Source organism: Pseudoflavonifractor phocaeensis, from assembly GCF_016901955.1.
GTDB lineage: Bacteria > Bacillota > Clostridia > Oscillospirales > Oscillospiraceae > Flavonifractor > Flavonifractor phocaeensis_A.
Genome location: NZ_JACJLC010000019.1, coordinates 33,413 through 48,980 on the forward strand (window position 1 = coordinate 33,413; position 15,568 = coordinate 48,980).

14 protein-coding genes are annotated in these 15,568 nt (G+C 60.9%); 8 read left to right on the forward strand and 6 right to left on the reverse strand.

What is annotated here, in order from left to right; genetic code table 11:
• Positions 1 to 127 precede the first annotated feature (127 nt).
• Complete coding sequence (locus H6B51_RS06415; RefSeq protein ID WP_204882895.1) at positions 128 to 556, forward strand: Hsp20/alpha crystallin family protein; 429 nt, start codon at positions 128 to 130, stop codon at positions 554 to 556.
• A 108-nt stretch (positions 557 to 664) separates the two neighbouring features.
• Positions 665 to 3,295, forward strand: coding sequence for an ATP-dependent chaperone ClpB (gene clpB, locus H6B51_RS06420; RefSeq protein ID WP_204882896.1), 2,631 nt, complete (start codon positions 665 to 667; stop codon positions 3,293 to 3,295).
• 75 nt (positions 3,296 to 3,370) lie between these two features.
• On the opposite strand, the gene H6B51_RS06425 is transcribed toward clpB, so the two are convergent.
• From H6B51_RS06425 to H6B51_RS06450, 6 genes are all read right to left on the reverse strand, one after another.
• Positions 3,371 to 3,565, reverse strand: coding sequence for a hypothetical protein (locus H6B51_RS06425; RefSeq protein WP_204882897.1), 195 nt, complete (start codon positions 3,563 to 3,565; stop codon positions 3,371 to 3,373).
• A 110-nt stretch (positions 3,566 to 3,675) separates the two neighbouring features.
• Positions 3,676 to 5,520, reverse strand: coding sequence for a family 10 glycosylhydrolase (locus H6B51_RS06430; protein WP_204882898.1), 1,845 nt, complete (start codon positions 5,518 to 5,520; stop codon positions 3,676 to 3,678).
• A gap of 31 nt (positions 5,521 to 5,551) precedes the next feature.
• Entirely contained in the window at positions 5,552 to 7,333 is a 1,782-nt protein-coding gene (locus H6B51_RS06435; RefSeq protein ID WP_204882899.1) for an ABC-F family ATP-binding cassette domain-containing protein, read from the reverse strand.
• A 124-nt stretch (positions 7,334 to 7,457) separates the two neighbouring features.
• A complete protein-coding gene (locus tag H6B51_RS06440; RefSeq protein ID WP_204882900.1) occupies positions 7,458 to 8,261 on the reverse strand; it encodes a DAPG hydrolase family protein in 804 nt (267 codons plus the stop codon).
• Between the two features lie 96 nt (positions 8,262 to 8,357).
• Complete coding sequence (locus H6B51_RS06445; protein ID WP_204882901.1) at positions 8,358 to 10,349, reverse strand: oxidoreductase; 1,992 nt, start codon at positions 10,347 to 10,349, stop codon at positions 8,358 to 8,360.
• Between the two features lie 32 nt (positions 10,350 to 10,381).
• On the reverse strand, positions 10,382 to 11,326 hold the full coding sequence (locus H6B51_RS06450) for a flavodoxin family protein (protein ID WP_204882902.1): 945 nt from the start codon (positions 11,324 to 11,326) through the stop codon (positions 10,382 to 10,384).
• A gap of 150 nt (positions 11,327 to 11,476) precedes the next feature.
• Here H6B51_RS06450 and H6B51_RS06455 point away from each other — a divergent pair, with 150 nt between their 5' ends.
• The 6 genes from H6B51_RS06455 to H6B51_RS06480 all read left to right on the forward strand — a co-directional run.
• Positions 11,477 to 12,382: a LysR family transcriptional regulator gene (locus H6B51_RS06455; protein ID WP_204882903.1), complete on the forward strand. Its 906-nt coding sequence runs from the start codon at positions 11,477 to 11,479 to the stop codon at positions 12,380 to 12,382.
• A gap of 168 nt (positions 12,383 to 12,550) precedes the next feature.
• Positions 12,551 to 12,943, forward strand: coding sequence for a GntR family transcriptional regulator (locus H6B51_RS06460; RefSeq protein WP_204882904.1), 393 nt, complete (start codon positions 12,551 to 12,553; stop codon positions 12,941 to 12,943).
• Positions 12,940 to 13,668: a hypothetical protein gene (locus H6B51_RS06465; RefSeq protein ID WP_204882905.1), complete on the forward strand. Its 729-nt coding sequence runs from the start codon at positions 12,940 to 12,942 to the stop codon at positions 13,666 to 13,668. The genes H6B51_RS06460 and H6B51_RS06465 overlap by 4 nt, the downstream gene beginning before the upstream one ends.
• Positions 13,658 to 14,161, forward strand: a complete 504-nt coding sequence (locus tag H6B51_RS06470) for a hypothetical protein (protein WP_204882906.1) — start codon at positions 13,658 to 13,660, stop codon at positions 14,159 to 14,161. The genes H6B51_RS06465 and H6B51_RS06470 overlap by 11 nt, the downstream gene beginning before the upstream one ends.
• On the forward strand, positions 14,155 to 14,892 hold the full coding sequence (locus H6B51_RS06475) for an ATP-binding cassette domain-containing protein (RefSeq protein WP_204882907.1): 738 nt from the start codon (positions 14,155 to 14,157) through the stop codon (positions 14,890 to 14,892). Before H6B51_RS06470 ends, H6B51_RS06475 begins: the two co-directional genes overlap by 7 nt.
• 4 nt (positions 14,893 to 14,896) lie before the next feature.
• The coding region (locus H6B51_RS06480; RefSeq protein WP_204882908.1) for a hypothetical protein at positions 14,897 to 15,568 on the forward strand (672 nt) is incomplete at its 3' end.

The window sequence follows — 15,568 nt, forward strand, 5'->3', positions numbered from 1 at the left end:
AGATAAGCCCTGGATCAACGGGGCAGAAAGAGGATGGTCGCCATGGAACCTCAGATGTTTTAGCAATTAAATCACAAGACTGCTAACCCATGTATCCACAATAACGACTGATTAAGGAGAGATCTTTATGTTTGGTATGCTTCCTTTTGAGCACAATAATGACAACCTGTTCGACACCTTTGATAACTTTACCCGCAGCTTCTTCCAGAACAGCAACGCCAACCTGCCTGCCTTCCGTACTGATATCCGGGATGCCGGCGACAAGTTTATTTTAGAAGCGGAGCTGCCCGGCTTCAACAAGGAGGACATCAAGCTGGACCTGAAGGACGGCATCCTGACCATCTCCGCTGAGCACAAGGAGCAGCAGGAGCAGAAGGATGAGAAGGGCACCTACATCCGCCGGGAGCGGCGGTACGGTTCCTTCACCCGTTCCTTCGATATTACCGGTATTGATGAGAGCGGCATCACCGCCGCCTACCAGAACGGCATTCTGGAGCTGAATCTGCCCAAGGCCGTCCCCGTGGTTCCCGAGACCCGTCGGATCGCCATTGATTGACCTGGAAACACGGGAGCCGGTCAGCCAAGGCTGACCGGCTCCCCGCCGTTTTTCCACCGTTTTATGAAGGCACGCACCGCGTGCCCACAAGAAAGGATGTGACGCGATATGAACGCGCAGAAATACACCCAGAAATCCCTGGAGGCAGTGCAGTCCGCACAGAGTCTGGCAACCGAGTACGGCAACCAGCAGATCGAGCAGCCCCACCTGCTACTGGCCCTGCTGACCGACGAGACCGGTCTCATTCCCCAATTACTGGGAAACATGGGGCTCACCGTTCCCTCCTTCACCGCCGCCACCAGGGCGGAGGTAGAAAAGCTGCCCAGGGTGTCCGGCTCCGGCCGGGAGCAGGGCAAGATCTATGTGGCTCAGGACGTGGACAAGTGTCTGAACACTGCCGAGTCCATCGCCGCTTCCATGAAGGACGAGTACGTCTCCGTGGAGCACCTGTTGCTGGCCCTTATCGATACCGCCAACAGTGCCCTGAAGGAGCTCTTCCGCACCTACAACATCACCAAGGAGGGGGTGCTCCAGGCCCTCACCGCTGTCCGGGGCAACCAGCGGGTCACCTCTGATAACCCGGAGGAAACCTACAACGCCTTGAAGAAGTACGGCTCCGACCTGGTGGAGCGGGCCCGACAGAACAAGCTGGACCCGGTCATCGGTCGGGACGACGAGATCCGGAACGTGATCCGCATTCTGAGCCGCAAAAGCAAGAACAATCCAGTGCTCATCGGCGAGCCCGGCGTAGGCAAGACAGCTATTGCCGAGGGGCTGGCCCAGCGGATTGTCAAGGGAGACGTGCCCGGTTCCCTGAAGGACAAGACCATTTTCGCCCTGGATATGGGCTCCCTCATCGCGGGCGCCAAGTACCGGGGTGAGTTTGAGGAACGGTTAAAGGCCGTCCTCAACGAGGTGAAGAAGTCTGAGGGTCGCATCATCCTCTTCATTGACGAGCTGCACACCATTGTTGGGGCAGGCAAGAGCGAAGGCGCCATGGACGCGGGTAACCTGTTGAAACCTATGCTGGCCCGGGGCGAGCTCCACTGTATCGGCGCCACCACCCTTAACGAGTACCGGCAGTATATTGAAAAGGACGCTGCCCTGGAGCGGCGGTTCCAGCCCGTCATGGTAAACGAACCCACGGTGGAGGACACCATCGCCATCCTCCGTGGCCTAAAGGAACGGTATGAGGTATTCCATGGGGTGAAGATCCAGGACGGCGCCATCATTGCCGCCGCCACCCTGTCTAACCGCTATATCACCGACCGCTTCCTCCCCGACAAAGCCATTGACCTGGTAGACGAGGCCTGCGCTATGATCCGCACCGAGATCGACTCCATGCCCACCGAGTTGGATGTGATCCAGCGGAAGATCATCCAGCATGAGATCGAGGAGGCCGCCCTCAAGAAGGAGGACGACGCCATTTCCCAAGAACATCTGGCTGAGATCCAGAAGGAACTGGCCGAAATGCGGGATGAGTTCAACGCCAAAAAGGCCCAGTGGGAGAATGAAAAGAACGCCATCGGCAAGGTTCAGAAGCTGCGGGAGGATCTGGAGGCGGCCAACGCCGCCCTGGAAAAGGCCCAGCGGGAATACGATCTCAACAAGGCCGCCGAGCTCCAGTACGGCCGCATTCCCGAGCTGCGCCGCCAACTGGAGGCTGAGGAGGCTATCGCCAACGAGGGCAAGGCCAGGAGCTTGCTGCGGGACAAGGTTACCGAGGAAGAGATCGCACGTATCATTGAACGGTGGACCGGGATCCCGGTAGCCAAGCTGATGGAAGGGGAACGGGAGAAGCTGCTCCACCTGGAGGACATCCTCCATCAGCGGGTAGTAGGCCAAGACGAGGCTGTGCGCCTGGTATCTGAGGCCATCCTGAGAAGTCGGGCGGGCATCGCAGATCCCGACCGGCCCATCGGCTCCTTCCTCTTCCTGGGTCCCACCGGCGTAGGCAAGACCGAGCTGGCCAAGACCCTGGCCGAGGCCCTGTTCGACAGCGAGAAGAACATGGTGCGCATCGACATGAGCGAGTATATGGAAAAGTTCTCCGTATCTCGGCTCATCGGCGCCCCTCCGGGATATGTGGGCTATGAGGAGGGCGGTCAGCTCACCGAGGCTGTCCGCCGCCACCCTTACTCGGTGGTCCTCTTCGACGAGGTGGAGAAGGCCCACCCCGACGTGTTCAACATCCTGCTCCAGGTGCTGGACGACGGCCGGATCACCGACAGCCAGGGCCGCACCGTGGACTTTAAAAACACCATCATCATCCTCACCTCCAATCTGGGCTCCCAGTTCCTGCTGGACGGCATTGACGCCAGCGGCGACATTACCCAGGAGGCCAGAAGCCAAGTGGAGGAGCTGCTCCGCCGATCCTTCCGGCCGGAGTTCCTGAACCGTCTGGACGAGATCGTGTTCTACAAGCCTTTGACCCGTGACAACATCACCCACATCATCGACCTGCTGGTGAACGAACTCAACCAGCGGCTCAGCGAAAAGCAGTTGAGGGTAGTACTCACCGAGGACGCCAAGCGGTATATCATCGACAGTGCCTACGACCCTGCCTTTGGCGCCCGGCCCCTGCGCCGCTTCGTACAGCACGGGGTGGAGACCCTCATCAGCCGGAAGATCATCGCCGACCAGGTAGCCCCCGGGGATACCCTCACCGTAGAACTCGTGGACGGCCAGCTGTCAGTGGAGAGCAACGCCGTGCTCACCGGCGAGATCGTGGACGGCTGAGTGTCAGCCGATACCAAAGCCAAATAAACTCAAAAGCCCGTTGCGGAAGGGAGCTCCCGCAACGGGCTTTTTTGCTCATCGGATCAGCGGCACCGCGCCAATGGCCCGAAACTGACGGGCCACCGCCCCGCACAGCTCATTGTAGTATTTTAAGTAATCTTTTTTGGCCTGGCGTTCCCGGCTCTTCTCCATCTGGAAGGCGGTCCAGCGGGCGCAGGACTTGTGGCATCCCGGCTGATAATCGGCACAGGTCTTCTGACAAGGCATCATGACAAAAACCCCTTTCCCGGCCCGCCCTGGGGGCGGCGGGCTCACAGGAGTATCATACGAGGTTTGCCATTGGGTTTTCCATCAGGTTTTGGGAAAGCTCCTGTAAAATCTCAGATCCAATCCTCACCGGCGGCAGTAAACCGATGGTTGTGGGACACCGAAGCCTCCATGATCTCATGGTAGGCCCAATGTCCCTCATCCACGTCGATGTAGGGAAACTCCGCCTGCCGCGCCTGGGCGATCCGCCCGGTGGCTCGGTTGAGAATCTTGGCGGCCTCCGCACGGGTCACGCTCCGCTCAGGCTGAAAGGTCCCATCCTCCCCGCCGTCAACCCACCCCTTGGCGGCAGCAAAGGAGATGGACTCCACCGCCCAGTGATTGGAGGCTACATCAGGGAAAGGGTTGACCTCCCGGGTGATCCCAAAGCAAGCAGCCACCATCTTTACCAGCTCCGCCCGGGCCACCGGTTCCTCTGGACGGAAGGTGCCGTCGGGATAGCCGTTCACCAGTCCCCACTGCCTGGCAAAGGCCACATAGGGCGCATACCACGCGGAGGGAGACACGTCAGGGAAACCGCTGTCCCTCTCCTCTCCTGTGTAAAGCCTATTCCCTTCACGGTCCACCGACAGCCGGGCAAGCACCGCAGCCGCCTCCGCACGGGTCAGTCCGGCCTCTGGCTGGAACCGTTGTCCATTGCCCTGGAAATAAGCGGTGTGGCTGGCGGTATCCAGGGCTACATCAGGCTCCACTTGATAAAATTTCTCATAAAGTGCCCGCAGCTTGGGGTTTTGAGCTAAAAACTGATACCGAAAGTGGACCTCTCCCGCCACCTCCTGAATAGACTCGTTAAGCTCCAGCATCTGTTGAATCGCAGTGATCCCGTGCCAGGGGCTGTCGGGATCGGCGTTGCCCGCCTGATAGTCCGCCATGCCGATGTAAAGTGAAACCCCTGTACCCTTCACCACGTCGGCCCACCACCGGACAATGGTCTCGTAATCCATGGTTTTATGGCCAATATACCAGTAGACCTGAGGACAGATGTAGTCGATCCACCCCTCTTTCACCCATTTGCGGCTGTCAGCATAGGAGGCGTAGTAGCTCTCATAGCCGCCGGTGGTGTTGGAGCCCTGAGACTGGCTGCTCTTGTCGGCCCACACCCCCGAGGGGCTGATGCCGTAGGACAGGTCGGGATCAATGGCGTGGACTGCCTCCCCCAGGGCCTTCACCAGCTGGTTGACGTTGTCCCGCCGCCAGTCCCCGATATTGGAAAAACCTTTTCCGTATTGGGCATAGGTATCCTCGTCGGCAAAGGAGGTGCCGGGATAAAAGTAGTCGTCCAGGTGGAGCCCGTCAATGTCATAATTCCGGGCCAGCTCCTGGGCGCTCTCGATGATGTACTGCCGTACCTCCGGCAAGCCAGGGTCGAAGTAATAGTTGCCGTCGTACTCAACCACCCAGTCAGGGTGTAGCTTAGCCGGATGGCTATCCACCAGACCCTCCAGCTCGCTCTGCCCGTTCTTGGTCACCCGGAAGGGGTTGATCCAGGCGTGGAGCTCCAGTCCCAATGCGTGGGCCTGCTCCACCCAGTAGGCCAGGGGGTCAAAGCCATCTGCCGGCGCCGTTCCCTGTCGGCCGGTGAGATCGGCGCTCCAGGGGAAGTAATCCGAGGGGTAGAGGGCGTCGGCACAGGGCCGCACCTGGAGGATGACGGCAGTCATTCCCAGCTCAGCGCAGGTGGACAGGATCTCGTCGGCGTCCGCCTTCAGCACCGCCGGGTCGGTGCTGGCCTGACTGGGATAGTCCAGCCGGTACACGGTGGACACCCAGACCGCCCGGAACTGATCCTCCGGCCGCTTGGTAGCTGAGGCATCCGGCCTGGCCCATAAAATCACACCCGCCAGCAGCAGAACGCACACCAGTGCCAGTGCCGCCAGTGGTTTCCAGAGTTTTGCCATAGTTCTCCTTTTGCTTGATATGGACGGGAGCTCAGCCGCGCTCCATTCGCTCGGCCAGATCGTTAAGGTAGACCCACCGTTCCAACTTCTCCTCCAACGCAGCCTCCAGCTCCTCCTGTCTGGCCTGGAGAGTCTGGAGGGCCACATAGTCGGTAGCCTGGGCAGCCTGATCCGCCTTTACCTTGGCGATCTCCCCTTCCAGAGCGGCAATGTCATCGTCAATGGTCTCAAACTCTCGTTGCTCCTTGTAGGTAAACTTTACCTTCTTCTGGGGGGCCGGCTTCTGGGGCTTTTTCTCCACCGGGGACGGCTTGGGAGGCTTGGCCTTTTCCGTCTGCCGTCTGGCCTGGAGATATTCCGTATAGCCACCGGAATAGCCTCGTACCACTCCATCGGACTCCACGGCGAACACGCGCTTAGCCACCCGGTCCAGGAAGTACCGGTCGTGGGACACGGCGATGACCGCCCCGGGGAAGGAATCCAAGTAATCCTCCAGAATGGACAGGGTCTGGATATCCAGATCGTTGGTGGGCTCGTCCAGCAGCAGCACGTTGGGGGCGGCGGCCAGCACCGCCAGCAGATAAAGCCGCCGCTTTTCCCCACCGGACAGCTTGTTGATGGGGCTCCACTGGACCTCCGTCGGGAAAAGAAACTGCTCCAACAGCTGGGTGGCCGTGAGCATCCCCTCAGCAGTCCGGATGTTGTTGCCGATCTCCCTCACGTAGTCGATGACCCGGTTATCTCCATCCATGTTGGGCACCTCCTGACGGAAGTACCCCATCCGAACGGTCTCCCCCACCTCGATCTCCCCTGCGTCTGGGACCAGGTCTCCAGCAAACAGGTTGAGCAGAGTGGATTTTCCGCTGCCGTTTGCCCCCACGATGCCAATGCGGTCGTCCCGCAACAGCATACAGGAGAAATCCCGGATTACTGTCCGGCCGCCAAAGGCCTTGGTCACGCCCTGCAGCTCCACCGTCTTTTTCCCTAGACGGCTGGACCGGGCGTTCAGTTCCAAGGTACTTTTTTCCTCCATGCCGGTCTGGGCCTTCAGGGCCTCGTACCGCTCCAGCCGCTCCCGGCTCTTGGTACCCCGGGCGGTGGGGCCCTGCATTACCCACTGATACTCCCGGCGGAGAATGGCCTGGCGCTTGCGCTCGCTGGCTTTTTCACTCTCCAGCCGGGCCGACTTCCGCTCCAGGTATTTGTCGTAATTACCCGGGTAGGCGTACAGCTTTCCCTCCTCAACCTCCACCATAGAAGTGACGATCCGCTCCAGAAAGTACCGGTCGTGGGTCACCATCACCAAAGCCCCCTTCCAGGCTTTCAAAGCCTCCTCCAGCCAGTTCACCATGTCGTTGTCCAGGTGGTTGGTGGGCTCGTCCAGAATGAGCACGTCGCTGGGTCGGGCCAGCACCGCCGCCAGAGCCACCCGGCGGCGCTCCCCGCCGGACAGCGCTCCCACCTTCTGGTCAAACCGGGGCACTCCCAGCTTGTTGAGGATGGTCCTTGCCTCGTACTCCGCCAGAGCCCGGTCGTTATCATTGAGCCCCGCCAGCACCTGCTCCAACACGGTGTGTTCCCCGGGAAATACCGGGTTCTGGGGCAGGTACTCCAGGCGCACGTTGGGGTCCAGCCGGACGGCGCCGCCGTCGGGCTCCTCTGTCCCCGCCAGTATCCGGAGCAGAGTGGACTTGCCGGCACCGTTGAGGCCGATCACCCCCACCTTATCCCCCCGGTCCACGTAAAAAGATACCCCGTCCAGCAGCGCCCGGGTCCCATAGGTCTTGGTCAGTTGTTCCGCCGATAGCAGCATATCGTTCCCTCGCTTTGTCGATATCCAGTATAGTATACCGGACTTAGCGGGAAAAAGGAAGGGGGCTCCGCCGGACAACGCAAAACGGGCCCGCCTCGGCGGGCCCGTTTTGCGTTGTTTCGCTTTACCAATTGTCTTTGTTTTCGGCGTAGACCTGGGGCAGAATAGCAGCCAGATGACCGAACTCCTTCAAGTTGTGGGCAAACAGGCCCTGGACAACCTCCAGGGGCACGGAAATCCCGTCTGGCACCAGCTTCACCAGTTGGCCGTCAATCAGACCGTAGCCGATCCAGAATCGGGAGCGAAGCACAATGCCTCCCTCCACCTCCCGGACAAAGTGAGTCATGACAGCCGCCACACCCTGGCCGGGGATGGGACCGTGGCCGTTGGCGCACATCATGGTGGCGCAGGCCTCAGTGCCCACCTTGGACTCGTCATAGCCCAGCTCGTGGGGATAGCGAAACTCCAGGATCAGATCGTCGGCGCCACCGCCCACATCCTCCAGCACCACATGGCTGGTGCCCCAGGTCCGCTCCCGCATGGGCAGGGACTGATCCAGGGTCTTTCCCCGGTTCTGCTGGCGGGCATAGTAGTGATCCTCCGGGTCCCATATCCGATAGCGCAGATCCTCCAGGCTGTGCCAGGCAAACCACCACTCAAACATCTCTGGGGTCACACCGGGCATAAAGGTGCGATTGGCCAGGTAGCCGGTACCGTTGGGCATGACGCAGTAGCCCAGCTCGCAGGGCAGATCACCGGGAAGGAACAGATCGTTTCGGTCCTCGATCTTCATGGCCAAGGCAGGGTCCATAGGCCCGCCGGCCAGCACAGCCAGTTTCTCCTCGGGGATGGGGGTGATGGGCAGATCGTAAAATTTGGCATAGGGCAGTGCCCGCTCCTCGGCGGTCAGCGGGGCGCGTTCAGGCATGATGATCCCTTCCTTTCTGTTCTCTTATATACTGTAGTATAAAACGTTTTCCCTTGGAAGCCAAGCCTTCCAAGGGAAAACGGACACATTCCAGACTTACTTTCCGATCTCGATAGCAGCCAGGTAGGCGCTGCGAGTGGCCTGGTCCACCTTGCCGGGCTTGATGGCGTCGCCGATGACCCAGGTCTTCAGGCCCTTGGCTTCGGCTGCCTCCTTCAGAGCGGTAATGTCCACGCTCTTCATGCCCAGGGCAAAGAGAACGGTGTCGGCCTCCAGGGTCTGGACGCCGTCGGCGTTCTCCACCTTCACGCTGGTGGGAGTGATCTCCAGGCAGCGTGTCTTGGGCATCATGCCCATGCCGCACTTCTCCATCTCCAGAATGAGGGCCTCACGGTACATACCGAAGGCCTCGTTGGCCAGCCGGTCCAGCATCTCCACCACAGTGACCTCATGACCGGTCTTCTGAAGGAAGAGGCCCGCCTCACAGCCAACCAGGCCGCCACCCACCATGACGATCTTGTGGCCGGGCTTCACCTTGCCGTCATACATATCCATAGCCTGATGGGCATGCTCGATGCCGGGCACAGGAGGACAGGTGGGCAGGGATCCGGTAGCGAAGATGACGCCGTCGGCGCCAAAGGAGCCGATGTTCTCCGGGGTGACGGTGGTATTCAGCCGCACGTCCACATCCCGGCGCTCTACCTCCCGTACCAGCAGGTTTTTGAAATTCATCAGGTCGGGTTTGTCGGTGTCCACATCGGTAAACCGCAGCAGGCCGCCCAGGTAGCCCTCCCGCTCGGCCAGGATGACCTTCTGGCCCCGGTCGGCGGCGGTGATGGCCGCCTGGAGGCCGGCGGCACCGCCGCCCACGATGAGGACGGTCTCACACTTGGAAGCGGGAGCCAGGGTGTCGGGGTCGAAGGGAAGGTGGGCCATGGGGTTGATGGTGCAGTGGCCCACGTAGAGGGCCAGCTCCTCGCTGGTGAAGGGCAAATCGTCGTAGCCCTCTTCGGGGGAACCGGGGAAGCACTTGTAGCAGCGCAGGCAGCGGCGGATCTGGTCCTCACGGCCCTCTCGGGCCTTGTTGGCGAACTCGGGATCGGCCAGCATCTGGCGTCCCAGAATGGCGAAGTCGATCTTACCCTCGGCAATGGCCTGGTCGCACATCTCGGGGGAGTTGATACCGCCCACGGCGCCCACAGGCAACTTGGTATACTTCTTGATGATTGCAGCGTTGTCAATGTTCAGACCGTGGGGGTGGAACATGGAGCTCTCGGTGCCGGAGGTGACGGAGGCCTCATAGATACCGCAGGTCACGTGGACGGAGGTGATGTAGGGCTCGGCCATGGCGATAAACTCGCCGGTCTCCTCAGGGGTGATGCCGCCAGGCTGGTGGTCAGTGCCGTCAATGCGCAGCTCCACCAGGAAGTCAGGGCCCACGGCTTCCCGGATGGCCTTCAGGATCATCAGGGGAAAACGGGCCCGGTTCTCCAGGGAGCCGCCGTAGCTGTCAGTACGGGTGTTCATTAGGGGGGAAAGGAACTGAGTGAAGATAAAGCCGTGGCCGCCGTGAATGAGCACCCCGTCAAAGCCGGCCTTCTGCATATAGGTGGCAGCAACGGCAAACTCCTTGGCAACCCGGACCATATCGTCCTCGTTCATGGGACGGACCTTGATGCCAGCCAGGTTGGTGGTCTCGATAGGACCGATGGCCTCCTGACCGGGGCCAAAGGGCACCTTCTCCTTACCGCAGTGGACCAGCTCAGCCAGGGCTACAGCGCCGTGGCGCTTGATGCGGCGGGCGTACTCGCCTACAGCGTCAAAAGTCTCCGGGTCCTCCTCGGGCTTGGCGAAGTCGAAGGGACGGAAGCCGGGGATGCGTACGGCATCGGTAAAGTTGATGTCGGTCTCGCCCACAATAACGCAGCCGTTGCCGCCCTTGGCGCTGCTCTCCAGCTTGCGGTAAGTAAAATCCCGGGCGGCGGGATTCTGCACGATGAGGCCGAAAGCCATAGGGGAGCTTACAACACGATTGCGGTAGGTCACCTTACCGACCTGCATGGGAGAAAATAGATGGGGAAATTTCATTTACTGTGTGCTCCTTTCTGAATTGCTGGCACTTAAATGCCAGGAAACTGGATGTTTTTATATTTGGGCAGCCGCTCGGCCACGATCTGGCGCTTGGCTGGGTCCATAAAGAAGCCGCCCTGGGTCTCAGCAATCTCATCACAGTGGACGCCCCGGCCCTCCTCAGTAGTGCGATCCCGCTCCAGACCGTTTTCGGCGATAACAAACTTCCACCGACCGTCCTCCGTCTGCTCCAGGGTGCCGTCGGCCCCACACACCACACACTCGATAGGATAGTGCAGCCCCTTCCACTGAGGTTCCCCCAGGCAGAGGGCGTTGGAGTGGCAGTTGGGACACCAGCCGTAATCCGGGTCCCCCAGCCACTTGCGCTCAGAGGCAGGAGTATTCAGGGCCTTCATGATGTTTTCGCCCATCTCCCGTGCCCGGGCCAGCTTCTCTTCATAGAGCAGCACCTGAGCGGGGGCGGGCACCTGGGTGGCCAGGTACATGTCCACGATTTTAAAGCTGTTGGTGAAGGTGGTGGCCTGCATGCACTCCAGGGCCATGGATTGCCAGGAGCGGGTGGAGCCGCCCACGGCAATCAGTCCGCCCACCCGGTCCCGGGGCGCGATAGCCCCGATCTTGGTAAGAAAGGCCGACTCATAGGCCAGATTGCGGTGCATGAACTTCAGGAAGAGGGAGGAAGGCATGAGGTCGTAAGTGGGGGCGGAGAAGATGACGGCGTCCTGCTCCAGCATCACGTTCATGATCTTTTTCTTGTCGTCTCTTTTGTCCAGGGGACAGCCCACATTTTTCCCCATGGACATACCAATGGTACAGGGGGTGCAGCCGTCACAGTCCAGCAGTTCGTAATCCTTCAGATTAATCATCCGGACTTCGGCACCCTGCTCCCGGCAAGCCAACAGGGCCTCCTTCAGCAGGATCTCGCAGTTGCTGTCTTTCCGACCGGCAGTGACGCCCATCACGTGAAAACCCATATGCTCTGGTTCCTTTTCACAAGTTTTTTCAGATATATGGTAGCACCTTTGGGCGAAAAAGAGAAATTCGCCTTTTTTCAGGTATTGATTAAACTATTTTATCGATATATTATGATAAGGACAAGCTGTCTGCCAAGAGGAGGGACAACCATGAATATGGAACAGCTGCGTTATTTTCTGTCGGTGGCCGTACATCGGAGCTTTACTGAGGCAGCCAAGGAATTCTATATGACCCAGCCCGCCATCACCCACCAGATCTCCGCTCTGGAGCGGGATCTGGGCACAAAGCTCCTCATCCGCACCACCCGCAGCGTGAGTCTGACCCGGGCGGGAGAGCTCTTTTTAGAAGACGCCAAGCGGATGCTGGACCTGGAGGAGCGAGCCAGAGATCGGCTGCTTCAGGCGGAACGCAACGACAATCTCACTCTGGCAGTGGGCTACCTCAACAGCCCCAGCCGCCATTTCCTGCCCAGGATCATGCTGGACTACCGGGCCCGCTATCCCCAGGTACGAGTGGAGCTGTTCCGCCGAGACGCCGACAGTCTGCGGCGGGACTGCGAGGAGTCCGCCTTTGACGCCGCCTTTTCGGTGCTCACTGATTTGCAGGACCTGAGCCAATATCACTGCCGCAAGCTGGGCTCAGATTTCTACTGCCTGGTTTGCCCCAAGGACCACCACTGTCTGGAAAACATGGTCGTACGCTATGACCGGCTGGCCACCGAGCCCTTTGTCTGCCTGTCCTCCAGAGCGGGAAGCTTTATGTACAAGCAGTTCCGGCAGATTTGCAAAAACCTGGGATTTACCCCACGGGTTCTGGCGGAATACGCCGCCATGGAGGACGTGATCTTCGCCGTGGAGTGCGGACAAGCTCTAACGATCCTCCCATATCATATCCGGGAGTATATGCATACCGATCTGGCCTTTCTCCCTTTGGACGGGGATAACCCAGTAATTGACCTGGGCATGGTGTGGCGCCGGGAGTCAGGCAACCCGGCCCTGACCTGGCTGGTGGAGCTGATCAACCACTACCTGGTGGAGCAGCCCGATCTGTTTTGAATCTGGCGCGTCAATTCCAAGGGTCTTTGGCGGCATCTCCGCCAAAGACCCTTGCTGTTCCCGTCACGATTCCTCTTGACAGATACTTGACAGATAACCGTATTACTTATATAATACAGTTAAGAAAACCGTATTAGTCAAGTAATACACTTCGGAGGGAGGTGCTCCATGCTGACCTTTGACTCCTTCTCCCCCCAGGAGGGGCTGCCCATCTACTTACAGATCATTCGACACATCAAGCGGGGCATCGCCGCCGGCACGGTAGCGGCGGGGGACGAGCTCCCCTCCCGCCGGGTACTGTCCGCCCAACTGGGAGTCAACCCCAACACGGTGCAGAAGGCCTACCGGCTGCTGGAGGAGGAGGGGCTCATCACCTCCCGCTCGGGGGCCAAGAGCGAGGTGTCCATCCCCCCCGGCGGGGTGGAGGCCATCCGGGCCCAGCTGCTGGAACAGGAGATGGCCGTGCTGGTGCAAAACCTGCGGCAGTCCGGGCTGGACAAGGAGGCCGCCCTGGCCCTCTTTGGGCGGCTGTGGACGGAAAGTGAGGAGGGAACCCTATGAAACCATATCTGACCGCGCTCACCCCCGCCGCCCGGTTGACGGTGTGGAAGGCCCTGGCCATCGCCCTGGCGGTCGCCGGACTGTCCGCCTGGCGCTTTACCGCGGCGTTTCCCCAGCTGATCGAGGCGGGAGACGGCTCCGGATTGAGAGAACTGGTACAGACCGCCGGTTTTCACCAGATCTTCGGCGCGGGGCTGGTGGCGCTGTGCGGGGTGCTGGCCCTGCCCGGCACCGAGCGGGGCGCCAAAACCGGCTACACCCTCCGCCGCCTGCCGGTGGAGGAACGGGTGCTCACCACCCTGTGGGGAGTGCAGAACACCCTGGTGCTGCTGTTCTACTGGGCCAGCCAGATCGCCGTGTTCCTGGCCCTGGCGGGCTGGTATCTCCAGAGCGCCCCGGCGGACACCGTCACCAGGCAAACCCTGGTGCTGGCCTGCTACCAGACCGAATTCCTTCATAGCCTGCTGCCCATGGCGGACTGGCCGGTGCTGGTGCGCAATGTGCTGGGGTGCGCCATGCTGGGCATGTCCGCCGCCGCTGTCCCCCTCCACTGGCGGCACGGCCGGAAGGCCTTCTCCGCCCTGCCCCTGGCCCTGGCGTCCGCCCTGGCCTTTCCGGTACCGCTGGACAGCCTGATCCCCACCCTGCTCCAGCTGGCCATCGTGCTGGCCGCCCTGCTTCTCATACTCTACGGTATCTGGAGGTGGCACGTGGATGAAACCTGATCTCTCCCGGCTCTACCCCCTGGGCTGGCCCTGGCAGCGGGAGCTGCGGTACACCGGCCTGGCTCTGGGCTTTGCCGCCCTGTACGCCTTTTTCCGCTTCGTCTTTCCCATGCAGAAGGCCATCAACCAGCTCTACCAGCTCCAAGGCCAGAAGCGGGTGCTCATACCCGGCGCAGTGGTGCCCCCCTTCCCCACCCTCTACCAGGGCGCTGCCGCCGGCTTTGTGCTGGTGGCCCTCTGCCTCATCCTGCTGCCCATCTTCCACTACCGGTGGCATTACCAGGGCAGCCGCAGCATCTACCTGATGCGCCGCCTGCCCCGGCGGTGGGAGCTGGGGCGGCGGTGCCTGGCGGGCCCCGCTCTGGAGCTGGTGTGCACCGCTCTGTGCGCCCTGGCGATGCTCCTGCTCTGCTTTTTGTGGTATTGGCTCTTCACCCCGGCAGGCCACCTGCCGGAGGACGTGTGGGCCGGAATTGGAGGTTTGCTATGCTGAGCCTGTATCAAGTGAAAAAGACCTACCTGGGCGGCAGTCGGGCCCTGGATACCCTGGACCTGTCCATTGGCCCCGGGGAGATCGTGGGGCTGTTCGGGGAGAACGGGGCGGGCAAGACCACCCTGATGAAGTGCGTGCTGGGCCTGCTGCGGTACTCGGGCGTCATCACCCTGGACGAGGAACCCATCACCCCCAAGAACATCGCCCGTCTCTCCTTCGCCACCTGCGAGCACTCCTACTTCCCCGCCCTCTCCGCCGCCGCCCACCGGGACTTTTACCGGAGCATGTTCCCAAACTTCCGGGAAAAGCGGTTCGCCGCCCTGATGGAGTTCTTTGAGCTGCCTACGCGCAAGGCCATCCGGGGCTTCTCCACCGGCCAGAAGAACCAGTTCGAGGTGATCCTGGCCCTGAGCCAGGGAGCGGACTATATCCTGATGGACGAGCCCTTTGCTGGCAACGACATCTTCAACCGGGAGGACTTTTACAAGGTGCTGCTGGGCATCCTGGAGCCTCATGAGACCATTTTGCTGTCCACCCACCTGGTGGAGGAGGTGCAGCACTTCATCGGCCGGGCGGTGCTCCTCCACAAGGGAAAGGTGGTGGGAGACGTCACCACCTCCCAGCTGGAGGACGAGGGCCGCACCTTGATGGAGTATGTGAAGGAGACCTACCGCTACCAGGCCGACCGGGTGAGCCGGGCCCTGGACCAGCTGACCCAGGAGGAGGAGTGAGCCCATGAAAGCTGCCGTTGCCCTCATTCTCACGTTGGGCGTGCTGTCCGCAGGGCTGATGGTCGGAGCCAACGTGGTCATCCACCGCCAGGGTGACCAGGTCACCGTCCAGGCGGAGACCCTGGCGGGGGACCCCGCCGCCGCCGAGGGGCTGGAGGTCTCCCTCCCCGCCGATTATAACAGCCAGCTGCTGTGGGACATCTCCTTCCCCGCCCCCCGGCCGGAAGACCGCACCGTCTCCTTTATCTTTGCCCTGGAGCCCCGATGGGCCTCCTATCTGTACGACGATCCCCCCCTGACCGTCCAGCTGAACAGCGGCTCGGTGTCCTACTCCGGCGCCGGGGCATCCTCGGCGGTGTCGGAACGGTTCCCCTGGGGCGAGGCCATTGAGTACGCCTTCAATCAGCTCCAGCCGGGCCAGTCCGGCACCTTCCAGATCCGTCCCGCCCAGCTGTACCAATATTTCCCCATTGAGATGTATGGAACCAGGCAGTATACCCCCCCGGACCAGAGTCCCGTGGACTATTTCCCCATCCCCATTCCCCAGGACTACACCATTACCGTCACAGCGGGCAAGGACGAAAACGGCATGGTGACCGAGTTTTCCCTGGAGGACGACTCCCGCTACATCATCAATCTGAGCGCCCTGTCCTATGACGCCGGCGACCACCTGATC

Coding starts and splice junctions, on each gene's coding strand:
- H6B51_RS06470 (WP_204882906.1), top strand. CDS start 13,658: ATGAAACCTGATCTCTCCCGGCTCTACCCCCTGGGCTGGCCCTGGCAG.
- clpB (WP_204882896.1), top strand. CDS start 665: ATGAACGCGCAGAAATACACCCAGAAATCCCTGGAGGCAGTGCAGTCC.
- H6B51_RS06425 (WP_204882897.1), bottom strand. CDS start 3,565: ATGATGCCTTGTCAGAAGACCTGTGCCGATTATCAGCCGGGATGCCAC.
- H6B51_RS06455 (WP_204882903.1), top strand. CDS start 11,477: ATGAATATGGAACAGCTGCGTTATTTTCTGTCGGTGGCCGTACATCGG.
- H6B51_RS06450 (WP_204882902.1), bottom strand. CDS start 11,326: ATGGGTTTTCACGTGATGGGCGTCACTGCCGGTCGGAAAGACAGCAAC.
- H6B51_RS06435 (WP_204882899.1), bottom strand. CDS start 7,333: ATGCTGCTATCGGCGGAACAACTGACCAAGACCTATGGGACCCGGGCG.
- H6B51_RS06445 (WP_204882901.1), bottom strand. CDS start 10,349: ATGAAATTTCCCCATCTATTTTCTCCCATGCAGGTCGGTAAGGTGACC.
- H6B51_RS06440 (WP_204882900.1), bottom strand. CDS start 8,261: ATGCCTGAACGCGCCCCGCTGACCGCCGAGGAGCGGGCACTGCCCTAT.
- H6B51_RS06415 (WP_204882895.1), top strand. CDS start 128: ATGTTTGGTATGCTTCCTTTTGAGCACAATAATGACAACCTGTTCGAC.
- H6B51_RS06460 (WP_204882904.1), top strand. CDS start 12,551: ATGCTGACCTTTGACTCCTTCTCCCCCCAGGAGGGGCTGCCCATCTAC.
- H6B51_RS06475 (WP_204882907.1), top strand. CDS start 14,155: ATGCTGAGCCTGTATCAAGTGAAAAAGACCTACCTGGGCGGCAGTCGG.
- H6B51_RS06465 (WP_204882905.1), top strand. CDS start 12,940: ATGAAACCATATCTGACCGCGCTCACCCCCGCCGCCCGGTTGACGGTG.
- H6B51_RS06430 (WP_204882898.1), bottom strand. CDS start 5,520: ATGGCAAAACTCTGGAAACCACTGGCGGCACTGGCACTGGTGTGCGTT.